This is a genomic window from Actinoallomurus rhizosphaericola (assembly GCF_024055675.1).
Lineage (GTDB): Bacteria > Actinomycetota > Actinomycetes > Streptosporangiales > Streptosporangiaceae > Actinoallomurus > Actinoallomurus soli.
The window spans coordinates 26,326-39,828 of record NZ_JAMXMW010000025.1; the positions used below are offsets into that span (position 1 = coordinate 26,326).

A 13,503-nucleotide genomic window follows, 5' to 3' on the forward strand; every position below is an offset into this window, starting at 1 on the left:
ATCAGCGGCAGACCGGGGCCGGGCGCCGATTCCAGCGCCCGGCCTGGACAGATGTGAGCGGAGGAAACCGTTGATCGCCCGCCGATTGGCCCAGCTGTACGTTGGATTGGCCCTTTACGGGCTTGGGATCGCCCTGCAAGTGGCCTCGCGGCTCGGCAACGACCCGTGGGACACCCTCCACCAGGGGCTCGCCCGCCACACCGGCCTGTCGATCGGCACCTGGATCATCATCGCGGCCGTCGCCGTGATGGCCCTGTGGATCCCGCTCCGCCAGCGGCCCGGCGTCGGCACGATCAGCAACGCGCTGCTCGTCGGCGCGTTCGCCGACCTCTTCCTCTGGGTGCTCCCCGACCCCCGGACGGTCGCCGTGCGGTGGGGCTACCTCATCGCGGCGGTCCTCGTCGCCGGGTTCGCGACCGGATGCTACATCGGGGCCGGGCTGGGGCCGGGACCCCGCGACGGCCTGACCACCGGCCTGGCCGCCCGCGGCCACTCGATCCGCGTCGTCCGCACCGGCATCGAGCTGACGGTGCTCGCCGCGGGCTGGCTGCTGGGCGGCACCGTGGGCATCGGCACGCTCATCTACGCGGTCACGATCGGCCCGCTCACCCACGTCTTCATCCCCATGCTGGAGATCAAGGGGACGACCCGCACGAAGACGCGCGGGCGTCCGGAGGACGAGGCCGCCCCGGCCGCGCCGGTGCCCGCCGAGTGCGGCGACGCCGCCTAGGCTCCCGCCGTTCCCGCTCCGGCGGGCCCCGTGCCCGTCGGCCCGGTACCGGTCGGCCCGGCGCCGTCGCCGAGCCGCCGGCCGACCTTTTCGGCGGTCCGGCGCGCCGCGGACAGCGGCGTCGCGACGTCCTCCAGCGACGCGCGCTCGGCCCGTACGCCGAAGACCGCCTCCACCACTCCGGCGACGAGCATGATCCCCGCCGCGATCAGGTAGGCGATGAAGAGCCGGCCGGGGTTCGGGTGGTCCTTGTCGCCGATCAGCGCGCCGAAGATGGTCGGGCCGAGGGCGCCGAACACCTGGGCGATCGCGAAGAAGAGCGCGATCGCCTGGGCGCGCAGCTCCAGCGGGAAGATCTCGCTCACGGTCAGGTAGCCGGAGCTCGCCGCCGCCGAGGCGATGAAGAAGATCACCGACCACAGGATCGTCTGGGTCAGGGCGGACAGCTCGCCCAGCTTGAACAGGTAGCCGCTGACCGCGAGCAGCGTGCCGGAGAACAGGTACGTCCCGGCGATCATGCGCTTGCGGCCGATCGTGTCGAACAACGGCCCCAGCACCAGCGGCCCGAGCAGGTTCCCGGCCGCGAAGGCGAAGAAGTACTTCGGCACGTCGTGGTCGGCCACCCCGTAGAAGTGGCTGAGCACCAGGCCGTACGTGAAGAAGATCGCGTTGTAGAGGAACGACTGGCTGATCATCAGCGTGGCGCCGAGCAGCGACCGCGACGGATACTCACGGAAGAGCGTGCGCCCGACGGTCAGGAACGACACGGACTCGTGCGGGTGGACGTCGAGGTACCGGCTTTCGTCGACGGGCGGCAGCCGGTGGCCGGTCGCCTCGACCTCGCGTTCGATTTGCGCGACCGTCTCCTCCGCCTCTTCGGCGCGCCCGTGCATGAGCTGCCAGCGTGGGCTCTCCGGCAGCGTTCTGCGCAGCGTCCAGATCCCCACGCCGATCACCGGGCCGATGAAGAAGCCGATCCGCCAGCCGAGGTTCTGGGGCAGCAGGTGCGGGTTCAGCAGGACGTACTCGCCCAGCGACGCGAGGATCGCGCCGAACCAGTACGTGCCGCTGACGGCCAGGTCCACCCGGCCCCGGTACCGTGCGGGGATCAGCTCGTCGATCGCCGAGTGGATCGCGGCGTACTCCCCGCCGATGCCCATGCCGGCGATGAACCGGAACAGCAGGAAGATCCCGTAGTTGAACGACAGGGCGGTGAGGGCGTTCGCCGCCAGGTACAGCCCGAGCGTGGCGATGAACAGCTTGCGGCGGCCGAGCCGGTCGGACAGCCGGCCGAACACCAGCGCGCCCACGACCTCGCCGAGCAGGTAGACCGTCGCGGCGAACCCGACGGCACGGGAACTCAGCCCCAGCGTGCCATGGTGCTGCAGGACCGGCCCCACGATGCTGGCGATCTGGATCTCCAGCCCGTCCAGCACCCAGGCGACGCCGAGCGCGACGATCATCCGCGTGTGGAACCGCGACCAGGGCAGCCGGTCGATCCGGGCGGGTACCAGGCTGCGGACGACATCCGGCGGAGACGCCGGGCCACCGGTCTCGTGCATGTCATCTCCTTGGTCCTCGCACCGCCGCGAGGGACAGGGGAGACGTAACCGACCGATCAGGCGGTAAACAACGATGTGGTCCCGGGCCTGATGGGTGCGCCGGGCCCGTGCCACGCTACGGTACGACGGAGATCCGAGACCTGAGGGGGCGATGTTGCCCGGACGCATCGAGGATTACGCGCTCATCGGCGATCTGTTCAGCTGCGCGCTCGTCGGGCTGGACGGCTCCATCGACTGGCTGTGCCTGCCCCGCTTCGACTCCCCCGCCTGCTTCGCCGGGCTGCTCGGGACGCCCGACAACGGCCGCTGGCAGATCGCCCCGGTCTCCGGCGGACGGGCGACCCGGCGCCGCTACCGCGGCGACACGATGATCCTGGAGACCGAGTGGGACACCCCTGACGGCACCGTCCGGGTCATCGACTTCATGCCCGAGCGCGGCGATGCCGCCGACGTCGTCCGCATCATCGAGGGCGTGTCCGGCCGGGTGCCCATGCGCCTCGACCTGCGGCTCCGGTTCGACTACGGCCGGGTCGTCCCCTGGATGCGCCGCGTCGGCGACCACCTCACCGCCACCGCCGGGCCCGACTCGGTGTGGCTGCGCAGCCCGATCGAGCTGGAGGGCCGCGACTTCGCGCACCGCGCGACGTTCGTGGTCTGCGAGGGCGACTCGCTGCCGTTCGTCTGCACCTGGCACCCCTCCCACCTGCCCGCGCCGCGTGACGTGGACCCGTACGAGGCCCTCGACGGCACGGACCGCTTCTGGACCGGCTGGGCCCGCCAGTGCACCTACGACGGCCGGTACCGCGACGCGGTCGTCCGCTCGCTGGCCACGCTGAAGGCACTGACGTACGAGCCCACCGGCGGCATCATCGCCGCCGCGACCACCTCGCTGCCCGAGGACGTCGGCGGCGTGCGCAACTGGGACTACCGCTTCTGCTGGCTGCGCGACGCGACGATGACCCTGGAGGCCCTGCTGCGCAGCGGCTACCGCGACGAGGCCAAGGCCTGGCGGGCCTGGCTGATGCGCGCCGTGGCCGGCACCCCCGAGGACCTGCAGATCATGTACGGCGTCGCGGGCGAACGCCGGCTGGAGGAGTACGAGCTGCCGTGGCTGCCGGGGTACGAGGACTCCCGGCCGGTCCGCGTCGGCAACTCCGCGTCCAAGCAGCTGCAGCTGGACGTCTTCGGCGAGGTCGCCGACTCGCTGTACCTTGCGCTGAACACCGGGATCCAGCCCGAGCGGCACGCCTGGTCGCTGCAGCGCGCGCTGACGGAGTTCCTCGAGGATCACTGGAGCGACCCGGACGAGGGGCTGTGGGAGGTCCGCGGCCCCCGGCGGCACTTCGTGCACTCGAAGGTCATGACGTGGGTGGCGGTCGACCGCGCCGTACGGATGATCGAGCGGTTCGACCGGCAGGGCCCGCTCGACAAGTGGCGGGCCCTGCGCGACGAGATCCACCGCGAGGTCTGCGCCAAGGGGTTCGACTCCGACCGGGGGACGTTCACCCAGTCGTACGGGTCCAAGGAGCTCGACGCCGCCCTGCTGCTCATCCCCCGCGTCGGCTTCCTGCCCCCCGACGACCCGCGCGTCGTCGGCACGGTCGAGGCGATCCAGCGGGAGCTCACCGTGGACGGTTTCGTCCAGCGGTACGAGACCGGAGAGCAGGACCAGGGGGTCGACGGGCTGCCGGGCCGTGAGGGGGCGTTCCTCGCCTGCAGCTTCTGGCTCGCCGGCGCGCTGCGGCAGATCGGCCGGGTCGACGAGGCCCGCGAGCTGTTCGAGCGGCTGCTCGGCCTGCGCAACGACGTCGGCCTGCTGGCCGAGGAGTACGACCCGCGGCTGCGCCGTCAGGTCGGCAACTTCCCGCAGGCGTTCAGCCACGTGCCCCTCGTCCTCACCGCCTACGACCTGGACGGTCACGACGGCGTCCGCCGCGCGAGGGCGTGAAGGCCCCGACCGGCAGTGCCGAGGGTCTTCGGCGCCATGGCGGCGAGGATCCTCGGCCCGGTCTCATCAGGGGAGGCTGTCGAGGAAGCGCATGAAGTCGGCCGGCAGCACCAGGCGGCCGCCGATCGTGCGGGTCTCCAGGAGGGTGAGCCTGCCGTCCCGGCTCCAGAACAGCTCCGGGGTGAGGGACCCGGGCCCCTCGTCGTAGGCGTTCCTGGCGAAGGCGAGCAGGCGCTCGGCCGTGATCAGCGCGGTGTTCTTGCGGATGGCGCAGGCGGCGATCGCGCTCCGGGTGGGAGCGACGGCCAGCGCGCCGTACGGCCCCGGGTCGAGGTAGGCGTCCAGCCACAGCAGGTGCGTCGCGGCGTAGAACGTCTGCCCCTCCAGGACGCGGATGCCGGTGTCGTCGATGACGTCGCACTCCAGCGGGCCGTCGGCGCGCACGCCCTCGCGGCCGACGGCGAACAGCTCGTCCGCCGTCACCGGCCACGTCACGGCGTCGTCGGTGACGATGGTGCGCACGGTCGTGGGGGTGTCGGCGACGATCGCCTCGATGAGCCCGGGCGCGAACGGCCGGCAGATGAGGCGGCCCGTGCGGGCCTCGGCCGGATAGACGCGGGCCCGCAGCAGCCCGCGCACCAGCGGGAAGTCGCGCAGGTCGAGCGGCTCCTCGATCGCCGTGATGATGGTGCCGACGTGGTCGGCGACCAGGGCCGGCCAGTCGTCGCGCGGCACCTGCCGGGCCAGCTGGCGCAGGTTGCGCATGCCGATGTGGAGACGTTGCGGGCCGTCGAGGAGCATCGCGTCGTTCTGGACGGGCCGGCAGCCGTACCCGTGGCTCTCGGCCACCAGCACGACGAGCGAGTCGAGGGCCCGGTCGTCACCACCGGCCGGGGCGGGCCGGTGATCGCGGCGTTCATACGTCGTCATGGTGTCTCCCCCGCGAAGGCGCCCGGAGGCCCGGACCGCCGGCCCCGGGCGTCCGGCACGCCCGGATGAAGTACGAGCGCGTCCGCGTCGAGCATGACGGAGGCACCCAGCCGGATGGTGAGCTGCCGGGGACCGTGCCCGACGGGCACGCCCGCGAGGATCGGCACGCCGAGCGGGCCGAGGCGGTCGGCGAACACCGCGTCGAGGTCGCCGCAACCGGTCCAGGTGCCGAGCACGATCCCGGCGACACCGTCGAACCAGCCCGCCTGGCGGAGCTGGGTGAGCATGCGGTCGACGCGGTAGGGCGCCTCACCGACGTCCTCGAGAAAGGCGATGCGGCCGGTGGCGGGCTCCGGTGCGTACGGCGTGGCGAGCAGGGAGGTCAGGAGGGCGAGGTTGCCTCCCGTCAGGGTGCCCGTCGCGCGGCCCGCGCGCAGCGCGTGCGTGCCGGCGACCGGGGCGCCCCGGTCGAAGATCGCGGCCCGCAGGTGGTCGAGCGCCTCTGGCTCCCCGTCGGCGATGAGGGAGGCGACCATCGGCCCGAACGAGGTCGCCACCCCGAGGCGCCGCCCGAACGCGACGTGCAGCGCGGTGATGTCGCTGGACCCGTGCAGGAGCTTCGGTGTCGCGCGGCCGAGCGCGGCCCAGTCGAGGTGGTCGAGGACCCGCGCGGCGCCGTATCCGCCGCGGGCGCAGAAGACGGCCGCGATCTCCGGGTCGCACCAGGCCGCCTGCAGGTCGGCCGCGCGGTCGGCGTCGGTGCCGGCGAGGTGCGGCAGGCCGGGGGCGACGTCGAGGACGTGCCGCCCGAACGTCACGTCGAGGCCCAGGCTCCGCAGCACCGCGGCACCGCGCTCGAGGCGGTCGGAGTCGACCGGGCCGCTGGGGGCGACGACGGCGACTCGATCCCCGGCGTGCAGCGACGATGGCTGACCGCCCCCGGGGTCGCGCATCCGCCCCTCCTTGTTATGTGCTGCGTCAGAGCATGGCACCAACAACCCCCGCAGCGGAAGAGGTGAGGTGTCGCGCGACCGAGCCTGTGGTGTCAGCGCACCCCTGACACCATCCGGTCAGAAACGTCCCCGATCGGCTCGCGCATCACGCGGCAAGGCGATCATACGGTGTTCGCCGTCCCTTAACGATCCGGAGCCCGCCGGTCACTCCTCGCCCGTCCCGTCCGGATTCGGGCGGCCGGGCGCATCACCGGCCAGGTGATCCACGGCAACGGGGGCGCGTTCCCGGGCCGCTGACCTGCCCGATCGAACCGTGGACCGATGCTGCATCATCGGGGGATGCGATTCTCAGGACGTTCGGTGGTGGTGACCGGCGGCGGCGCCGGGATCGGGCGGGCGATCGCCCTGAGGTTCGGCGCGGAGGGCGCGCGGGTCCTCGTCGCCGACCTGGACGCCGCCGGCGCCGAGCGCACGGCCGGCGAGATTCCCGGCGCCCGTTCGGTCGCCGTCGACGTGACCGATCGCGCGAGCGTCCGGGCGGCGCTGGCGGACCTGCCCGTCGACGTCCTGGTCAACAACGCCGGCGGCGCGACCGACGCCGCGTTCGAAGAGCTCCCCGAGGACCTCTGGGACCGCGACGTCGACCTGTGCCTGAAGGGGACATTCCTGTGCACCCAGGCGGTCCTGCCGGCGATGCTGCGGCGGGGCGGCGGCGTCATCGTCAACGTGGCCTCGGTGAACGGCCTCACCCATCTCGGGAACGAGGCGTACAGCGCGGCCAAGGCGGGGGTTCTCAGCCTCACCCGCAGCGTCGCGGTGCGGTACGGCCCGGGCGGGATTCGCTGCAACGCGGTCGCGCCGGGCACGGTCCGCACGGCCGCGTGGGACGAGCGCGAGCGACAGAGTCCCGGCGTCCTTGACCGCGTCGCCGGCTGGTATCCGCTGCGGCGCGTCGGCACTCCGGACGACGTCGCCGCCGCCGTGCTCTTCCTCGCCTCCGACGAGGCCGCGTGGATCAGCGGCGCGACGCTGCCCGTGGACGGCGGGCTGCTGGCGGGCAACCAGCGCATGGCCGACGACATCATGGGCGACTGAGCCGTCCCACGGGCCAGACCGGCGAGGGGTCGCCCCGGCCGATCCCGGCCGCGGCGGGAGGAGCGGCCGTCTCACCGGCCCCGGCGGGGTGGCGTGCGCGGCGGCGTTCCACAATCGGAGAAGGGGCCCGCACGCGGGCGGCGAGCAGCCGCGCGGCCGCCCGCCACGGAGGGGCCTCCGAGCGGGGGGACGTCATGGAAGACCCGATCCGGCCGCCGACCCGACGGGAAGCGATGGACGACCCGACCCGGCGGGAAGCGATGAAAGACCCGTCCCGGCGGGACGCGGCGGAAGACCCGGCCCGGCCGCTCACCCGGCGGGACGCGATCCGGGGCGGCCTGACCGTCGCGGCGCTCGCGCCGGTGCCCGCGGCCGTCCTGGGCTCGCCCGCCGGCCTGTCGCCGGAGCAGCAGGCCGGGCAGCGCGTCATCTTCTCCTACTCCGGAACGGCCGTCCCGGACGCGCTGCTGGCGCAGATCGAGGCCGGAACCACGGCGGGCGTCATCTTCTTCGCCGACAACGTCTCCGGCCTCGACCAGATCGCCTCGGTGGCCCGGCGGCTGCAGGCCGCGCGGAAGGCGGGAACGGATCCGCTGCTGCTGATGACCGACCAGGAGGGCGGCCGCGTACGGCGGCTGCCGGGCGGTCCGGTCAGGTCGCAGAAGGAGATCGGCCAGGCGTCCGATCCCGTCACGGCGGCGGCCCGCGCCGGTACCGAGGCCGGGCGGCTGCTCGCGGGCGTCGGGATGAACGTCAACCTCGCACCGGTCCTCGACGTCCATCGGGCGGAAGGCGACTTCGCCGACCGGCTGGGGCGCTCGTACAGCACGGATCCGGCGGTGTGCGGCCGGCTGGGCGCCGCCTTCGTCACGGCGCAGCAGCGCGCCCGGGTCGCGGCGACCGTGAAGCACTTTCCCGGGCTGGGCGCGGCCGGCGCCGATGAGAACACCGACCTGCGACCCGTCACGCTGAGCGTCCCGCGATCGACTCTGCGGAGCGTCGACGAAGCACCGTACGCCCCGGCGATCGCGGCCGGGGTCCGGCTCGTGATGCCGTCCTGGGCCGTCTATCCGGCGCTGGATCCGAAGCGGCCCGCGGGCCTGTCCCCCGTGGTCTTCGAGGAGCTCCGCGGCCGGATCGGCTTCCGTGGCGTCACCGTGAGCGACGCGATCAACGCGGGCGGCCTGGAGGGGTTCGGCACGTACGCAGAGCGGGCGGTCGCGGCGGCGCGGGCCGGGATGGACCTCATCCTCGTCTGCTCCCAGCGGGTCGCCGACGGGCAGGCGGTGGTCTCCGGTCTCGCCGGCGCTCTGCGGGCCGGGCGACTGGACCGGCGCGGCTCCGACGCCGCGCGGGCACGGGTCGCGGACCTGCGCCGCGGCTCCGCCTGAATCTCCGTGTTTCGGACAGGCTCCTGCGGCAAAATTCGGGTTCCTGGCACTACCATCCGATGTGTCCGTCAACCGGTCGTGGGCACGGCCGACGCATCCGGAGAGAGGCCCCATGAGTGGCGATCAGGGCGATGGCGACCTGACCGGGGTGGCAGACTGATGGGACCCATGCGCACGACGTCCCCCCACATCCTGGTGGTCAACGGCACCAAGGTCCGTCGCCCGGTCTTCGTCCTGGGCGCGCCCCACTCGGGAACCGACCTCCTCGCCCGTGCTCTCAGACGCTCCACCGGATTCCACGTCACGCTGGGACGCCCCGGCGTCGTCCGGACGGTGTACGCCTTCGCCCGGCGGCCCTCGATCGCCACCGAACGCGGGCAGGGCGCGGCGCGGGTGCTGCGCGACGCGTACGCGCACACCTGGCAGGTCACGCGGGAGGGCTGCGGCGAGTGCCCGGCGGACTGCCGTGAGCTGGGCCGGATCGGCGCCGACGGCACGTGCGCGGACCCGCGCGGCGTCCAGCGCTTCGCCGACGCCACCCCGGACCTGATCTACAGCACGGACGTGATCCTCGACGCCTTCCCCGACGCGCAGCTCATCCAGATCATCCGGGACGGCCGGGACGTCGTCGCCGGGATGCTCACGGACGAGCGTTGCCTGGCGTGGTTCCGGCCCGGGTTCGCCAACCTCGACGAGGTCTTCCCCAACCCGTTCTTCGGGGTCGAGGACGTCACCGAGCGCGCCCGCTGGCCCCAGGCCGGGGTCGCGGTGAAGTGCGCGCTGCGCTGGCGGGGGTCGATCCGGCTCAGCGCCCGGCTGCGGGCGCAGACGCCCGAGGAGCAGCTGTTCACCATCCGGTACGAGGAGCTCGTCGCCCGGCCCCGCGAGGTCGTCTCGGCGCTGTCCGACTACCTCGGCCAGCGGGTCGCCCGCACCGCGCTGTACGGCATCCACGACGGAGGCGTCGGGCGGTGGCAGGAGGAGCTGACGCCCAAGCAGGTGACCCAGGTGGAAAAGATCGCCGGGGCGGAGCTCGGCCGTCTCGGCTACCGGCTCAGCGACCGGGTATAGCCCGCGGGCTCCCGCGCTCGGCATAGCGCCAGCCGATCGCCAGTCCGGCCGCACCGCACCCGACCAGGAGTGCCGTGATCCGCCGCAACCCGCGCCTGTTCTTCACCATCGCGCTCACTCCGCAGTGACGATCCGCCGCTCGCCTCATGCTGTCCCGAGCGCGCGACGGCGGCGTTGCGATGAGAATGCGCTCAGGTGAAACCCCGCGGGCGGCCTACGGCGTGCAGCCGGACGGACGAGGTGCCCGCGGGCCCGGGGCCGCAGGGCGGCGGCCCCGAACGCCGGACGCGGATCTCAGTCCTCGTTGTCCCCGTCGTCCCCGTCGTCCCGGCCGGACCCGCTGAAGACCGACTCGTGCGTACGGTCGATGTCGTCGCCGGACCCGTCCACGCAGCTCACCGTGACGCCGTGGCCGGGCAAGTGGCTGGTGGCGCAGCCGTTCGGCTGTCGCACCGGTGGCCGTCGTCGCCCTCCCGCCGGCTCCGGTACGGGGGTGGCACCCGCTCGGAACGCCGAGAGCCACGGCCGCCGGTGCCGGACCTCACGGAACAGCCGGTGATGGGCCAGCCCGGCCCGGGCGGTGTGGTGATGGGAGATGTCCACGTCCCGGTTCACCGGCTCGATCCTCTGACGGCAGCCGGTCACCGCCAGCACGGCTCCTAAGAGCGCGCCCGCCATGACGATCGAAAATCTCATCTGGTCCCCCGATCCACGTCCCGCTCAGGGACTGAAGTAGTGCTGCATCCGGGTGATCCGGCCCCGGCCGTCGAACCACAGCTCGAACATGTGCGACCGGTCCAGCAGCGGATGGAGTCGCGTCTGCAGCTTGACGAGCAGGGTGCGGAACTCCTCCGGGGTGAGCCGGATCCCGCGTACCCAGTCGGTGACGCCATCGTTGGCGATCGGGGCGGACGCCCGGATCACCGCCCCTGACGCCAGCCGCAGCGACACGTAGCGCCCCACGTCCGCCGGGTGCACCGTCTCCGGTCCCCCGGGCTGGACCTTGCGGGCCGGCGCGAACAGCACGGTCTCCGCCGTCGGGCCGGCCATGACGAGTCCGAAGACGCGGGAGCGGTCGGCGTACGCCGCCCCCGGCGCGTTGGTGTCCGGGCCCGCCGACGGAACCCCCGGGCCAGGCGGGTCGGTCCGCTCATCGGTACGCGCGCCGGTCAGCAGCAGCGTCCCGGCGCAGGCGATCAGCGCGACGGACGTCACCCAGCGTGCCCGTCTGGTATACGCAGCGCTCACGCTGGGGATCTACCCTGGCCTCCACCAGGTCATTCCTCTGTGCTGACCGGGCAATGGCGAGTCATCACATATGGCGTAACGCCCATTGCGTCCGATTCACCCGTCATGACGGCACGGAAGATCGGAGATCACGCCCGGTCGGGGTTCTGCTCACCGCCGGGGTTCTCGGGATCGCGCCTGCGGACGTGGGAGGCGGGGCGTTCGAGTTCTTCGGCGACGAGCCGGCCGACCTCCCGGAACAGCTCGCTGCTCGGCCAGATCTCGCGCGGCGGGGGAATATGGGTACGGGCTCGGTCACCCGGCATCGCCATCGACCGTTCCCTTCGTTGTCGCGGACGGATGATGAGTCCGTCTACCCGCGAACGGCCGATGTACGCGGGGCCGTCCGCTTCCCGGTGGTCGGCGCGGCCCGCCCCCGAGGGCCGCGCCGACCACCGGGAAGGGTCTCAGCGCACGGCGTCGGGCACGTCCTGCCGGGCGAACTGCGTGTGGTAGAGCTCGCTGTACAGCCCGCCCTCGGCGAGGAGCTCGTCGTGCCGGCCCCGCTCGACGACGCGGCCGTCGTCGATCACGAGGATCTGGTCGGCCTCCCGGATCGTCGACAGCCGGTGGGCGATCACGATCGACGTGCGGCCGGTCAGGGCGGTGCGCAGGGCGCGCTGCACCGCCGCCTCGGACTCGGAGTCCAGGTGCGCCGTCGCCTCGTCGAGCACGACCACCGAGGGCGCCTTCAGCAGCAGCCGGGCGATGGCCAGCCGCTGCTTCTCGCCGCCGGACAGCCGGTAGCCCCGATCGCCGACGACGGTGTCGAGGCCGTCGGGCATGGCGTCGACGAGGTCCCAGATCTGCGCGGCCCGAAGCGCCTGGACCAGTTCCTCGTCGGTGGCCTCGGGCCGGGCGTACGCGAGGTTGGCGCGGATCGAGTCGTGGAACAGGTGCGCGTCCTGGGTCACGACGCCGACCGTGTCGCGCAGCGACGCGAGGGTCGTGTCCCGTACGTCCTGCCCGGCGATGCGGACGACGCCGTCCGTGACGTCGTACAGCCGGGACACCAGCTGGGTGATGGTCGTCTTGCCGGCACCGGAGGGCCCGACCAGCGCGGTCATCGTCCCCGGATCGGCGCGGAAGCTCACTCCGTGCAGGACCTCGCGGCTCGGCGCGGTGTCGGTCCGCGCGATCGACTCCAGGGAGGCCAGCGAGACCTCGGCGGCCGCCGGGTAGCGGAACACCACGTCGTCGAACTCGATCGCCGGGGCGCCGGACAGGTCGGGATCGGCCGGCCCGGAGGGCAGCGTCTCCTCCGGAGCCGGGCGCTCCGGCAGCGGCCGGGCGTCGGGCCTCTCGTCGATCATCGGCGGCAGGTCGAGGACCTCGAAGACCCGGTCGAAGCTGACCAGCGCGGTCATCACGTCGACGTGCACGTTGGACAGCGCGGTCAACGGGCCGTACATGCGGGTGAGGAGCGTCGCCAGGGCGACGAGCGTGCCGAGCTGGAAGCTGCCGTCCACGACGAGCGATCCGCCGACGCCGTACACCATGGCGGTCGCCAGCGACGCCACCAGCGTGAGGGCGGTGAAGAAGACCCGCCCGTACATCGCGGAGGTCACCCCGATGTCGCGCACCCGCTCCGCCCGGTCGGCGAAGCCGGCCGACTCCTCCTCGGGACGGCCGTAGAGCTTGGCGAGCATCGCGCCGGCGACGTTGAACCGCTCGGTCATCAGCGAGCTCATCTCCGCGTCGAGCTGCATCTGCTCCCGGCTGATCTTCTGCAGCCGGCGGCCGACCCACTTGGCCGGGAAGATGAAGATCGGCAGCAGCACCAGCGCGACCAGCGTGACCTGCCACGACAGCACGAACATCGTGACCAGCACGAGGATCAGGCTGATCACGTTGGACACGACCGAGGACAGCGTGGTGGTGAGGGCGCGCTGCGCGCCGATGACGTCACTGTTGAGGCGGCTGACGAGCGAACCGGTCTGGGCGCGCATGAAGAAGGCGACCGGCATGCGCTGCACGTGGTCGAACACCTGGGTGCGCAGGTCGTAGATCAGCCCCTCACCGATGCGCGCGGAGTACCAGCGCTGACCGAGCCCGATCAGCGCCTCCACCAGGGCGAGGCCCGCGACGGTGGAGGCGAGCGTGATCACGATCCCGGTCCGGTGCGGCACGATCCCGCGATCGATGATGGCCTTCAGGAGCAGCGGGTTGGCCACGACGATGACGGCGGCCACGGCGTTCAGCGCCAGGAAGAGCACGAGCTCCCGGGTGTACGGGCGGGCGTAGCCGGCGATGCGGCGCACCGTGCCGGCCTTGAGCCTCTCCTTGACCACCGACCTGTCGCGGCGGAACGACGCCATCATCATCCAGCCGTTGTCCGGCATCCCCACGGCGGTCCTCCCGACGGTTCAGGACGTAATCATGTAAGCGTGTCGGCAAGAACGTACCGGATGGTCGGTTGATTCCCCCGAGATCCCGGTTCGTCGCTCGCCTTCAACCAGCCTGCGCCATCCGCGCGGGCCTCCGCCATCCGCCGTCCGGCCGAGCCCGCCCCGACCCGGAGACCTAGTTCTCCGCA

At 72.6% G+C, this 13,503-nt stretch carries 12 protein-coding genes; 5 read left to right on the forward strand and 7 right to left on the reverse strand.

Translation table 11 applies throughout. The annotated features are described in order from the left end of the window. Positions 1 to 139 precede the first annotated feature (139 nt). Positions 140 to 730 carry a membrane protein YczE gene (gene yczE, locus NE234_RS38560; protein ID WP_406567123.1) on the forward strand — a complete coding sequence of 197 codons (591 nt, stop codon included), beginning with the start codon at positions 140 to 142 and terminating at the stop codon, positions 728 to 730. Here the strand turns inward: yczE and NE234_RS38565 are convergent. Then, a complete protein-coding gene (locus NE234_RS38565; protein WP_252785923.1) occupies positions 727 to 2,292 on the reverse strand; it encodes an MFS transporter in 1,566 nt (521 codons plus the stop codon). The genes yczE and NE234_RS38565 overlap by 4 nt on opposite strands. 151 nt (positions 2,293 to 2,443) lie before the next feature. Here NE234_RS38565 and NE234_RS38570 point away from each other — a divergent pair, with 151 nt between their 5' ends. Then, on the forward strand, positions 2,444 to 4,240 hold the full coding sequence (locus NE234_RS38570; RefSeq protein ID WP_252785924.1) for a glycoside hydrolase family 15 protein: 1,797 nt from the start codon (positions 2,444 to 2,446) through the stop codon (positions 4,238 to 4,240). Positions 4,241 to 4,306: 66 nt separating this feature from the next. Here NE234_RS38570 and NE234_RS38575 read toward each other — a convergent pair whose 3' ends face one another. Further along, positions 4,307 to 5,170 (reverse strand): hypothetical protein, encoded by an 864-nt coding sequence (locus NE234_RS38575; RefSeq protein WP_252785925.1) that lies wholly within the window; start codon positions 5,168 to 5,170, stop codon positions 4,307 to 4,309. Then, positions 5,167 to 6,123 (reverse strand): S66 peptidase family protein, encoded by a 957-nt coding sequence (locus NE234_RS38580; protein ID WP_252785926.1) that lies wholly within the window; start codon positions 6,121 to 6,123, stop codon positions 5,167 to 5,169. The genes NE234_RS38575 and NE234_RS38580 overlap by 4 nt, the downstream gene beginning before the upstream one ends. 339 nt (positions 6,124 to 6,462) lie before the next feature. Here NE234_RS38580 and NE234_RS38585 point away from each other — a divergent pair, with 339 nt between their 5' ends. The 3 genes from NE234_RS38585 to NE234_RS38595 all read left to right on the forward strand — a co-directional run bounded on the left by NE234_RS38585 (position 6,463) and on the right by NE234_RS38595 (position 9,680). Then, positions 6,463 to 7,218 (forward strand): glucose 1-dehydrogenase, encoded by a 756-nt coding sequence (locus NE234_RS38585; protein WP_252785927.1) that lies wholly within the window; start codon positions 6,463 to 6,465, stop codon positions 7,216 to 7,218. Between the two features lie 194 nt (positions 7,219 to 7,412). Continuing rightward, entirely contained in the window at positions 7,413 to 8,609 is a 1,197-nt protein-coding gene (locus tag NE234_RS38590) for a glycoside hydrolase family 3 N-terminal domain-containing protein (protein ID WP_252785928.1), read from the forward strand. A 168-nt stretch (positions 8,610 to 8,777) separates the two neighbouring features. Beyond that, positions 8,778 to 9,680, forward strand: a complete 903-nt coding sequence (locus NE234_RS38595) for a sulfotransferase family protein (protein WP_252785929.1) — start codon at positions 8,778 to 8,780, stop codon at positions 9,678 to 9,680. A gap of 294 nt (positions 9,681 to 9,974) precedes the next feature. On the opposite strand, the gene NE234_RS38600 is transcribed toward NE234_RS38595, so the two are convergent. The 4 genes from NE234_RS38600 to NE234_RS38615 all read right to left on the reverse strand — a co-directional run bounded on the left by NE234_RS38600 (position 9,975) and on the right by NE234_RS38615 (position 13,309). Further along, positions 9,975 to 10,376: a hypothetical protein gene (locus NE234_RS38600; RefSeq protein ID WP_252785930.1), complete on the reverse strand. Its 402-nt coding sequence runs from the start codon at positions 10,374 to 10,376 to the stop codon at positions 9,975 to 9,977. Positions 10,377 to 10,400: 24 nt separating this feature from the next. Beyond that, the gene (locus NE234_RS38605) at positions 10,401 to 10,928 is read right to left on the reverse strand and encodes a hypothetical protein (protein ID WP_252785931.1); all 528 of its coding nucleotides are present in this window, start codon (positions 10,926 to 10,928) and stop codon (positions 10,401 to 10,403) included. A gap of 128 nt (positions 10,929 to 11,056) precedes the next feature. Continuing rightward, the gene (locus NE234_RS38610; protein WP_252785932.1) at positions 11,057 to 11,233 is read right to left on the reverse strand and encodes a hypothetical protein; all 177 of its coding nucleotides are present in this window, start codon (positions 11,231 to 11,233) and stop codon (positions 11,057 to 11,059) included. A gap of 141 nt (positions 11,234 to 11,374) precedes the next feature. Beyond that, on the reverse strand, positions 11,375 to 13,309 hold the full coding sequence (locus NE234_RS38615; protein ID WP_252786060.1) for an ABC transporter ATP-binding protein: 1,935 nt from the start codon (positions 13,307 to 13,309) through the stop codon (positions 11,375 to 11,377). Positions 13,310 to 13,503 lie beyond the last annotated feature (194 nt).

Coding starts and splice junctions, on each gene's coding strand:
- NE234_RS38565 (WP_252785923.1), bottom strand. CDS start 2,292: ATGCACGAGACCGGTGGCCCGGCGTCTCCGCCGGATGTCGTCCGCAGC.
- NE234_RS38570 (WP_252785924.1), top strand. CDS start 2,444: ATGTTGCCCGGACGCATCGAGGATTACGCGCTCATCGGCGATCTGTTC.
- NE234_RS38575 (WP_252785925.1), bottom strand. CDS start 5,170: ATGACGACGTATGAACGCCGCGATCACCGGCCCGCCCCGGCCGGTGGT.
- NE234_RS38580 (WP_252785926.1), bottom strand. CDS start 6,123: ATGCGCGACCCCGGGGGCGGTCAGCCATCGTCGCTGCACGCCGGGGAT.
- NE234_RS38585 (WP_252785927.1), top strand. CDS start 6,463: ATGCGATTCTCAGGACGTTCGGTGGTGGTGACCGGCGGCGGCGCCGGG.
- NE234_RS38590 (WP_252785928.1), top strand. CDS start 7,413: ATGGAAGACCCGATCCGGCCGCCGACCCGACGGGAAGCGATGGACGAC.
- NE234_RS38595 (WP_252785929.1), top strand. CDS start 8,778: ATGCGCACGACGTCCCCCCACATCCTGGTGGTCAACGGCACCAAGGTC.
- NE234_RS38600 (WP_252785930.1), bottom strand. CDS start 10,376: ATGAGATTTTCGATCGTCATGGCGGGCGCGCTCTTAGGAGCCGTGCTG.
- NE234_RS38610 (WP_252785932.1), bottom strand. CDS start 11,233: ATGCCGGGTGACCGAGCCCGTACCCATATTCCCCCGCCGCGCGAGATC.
- NE234_RS38615 (WP_252786060.1), bottom strand. CDS start 13,309: ATGCCGGACAACGGCTGGATGATGATGGCGTCGTTCCGCCGCGACAGG.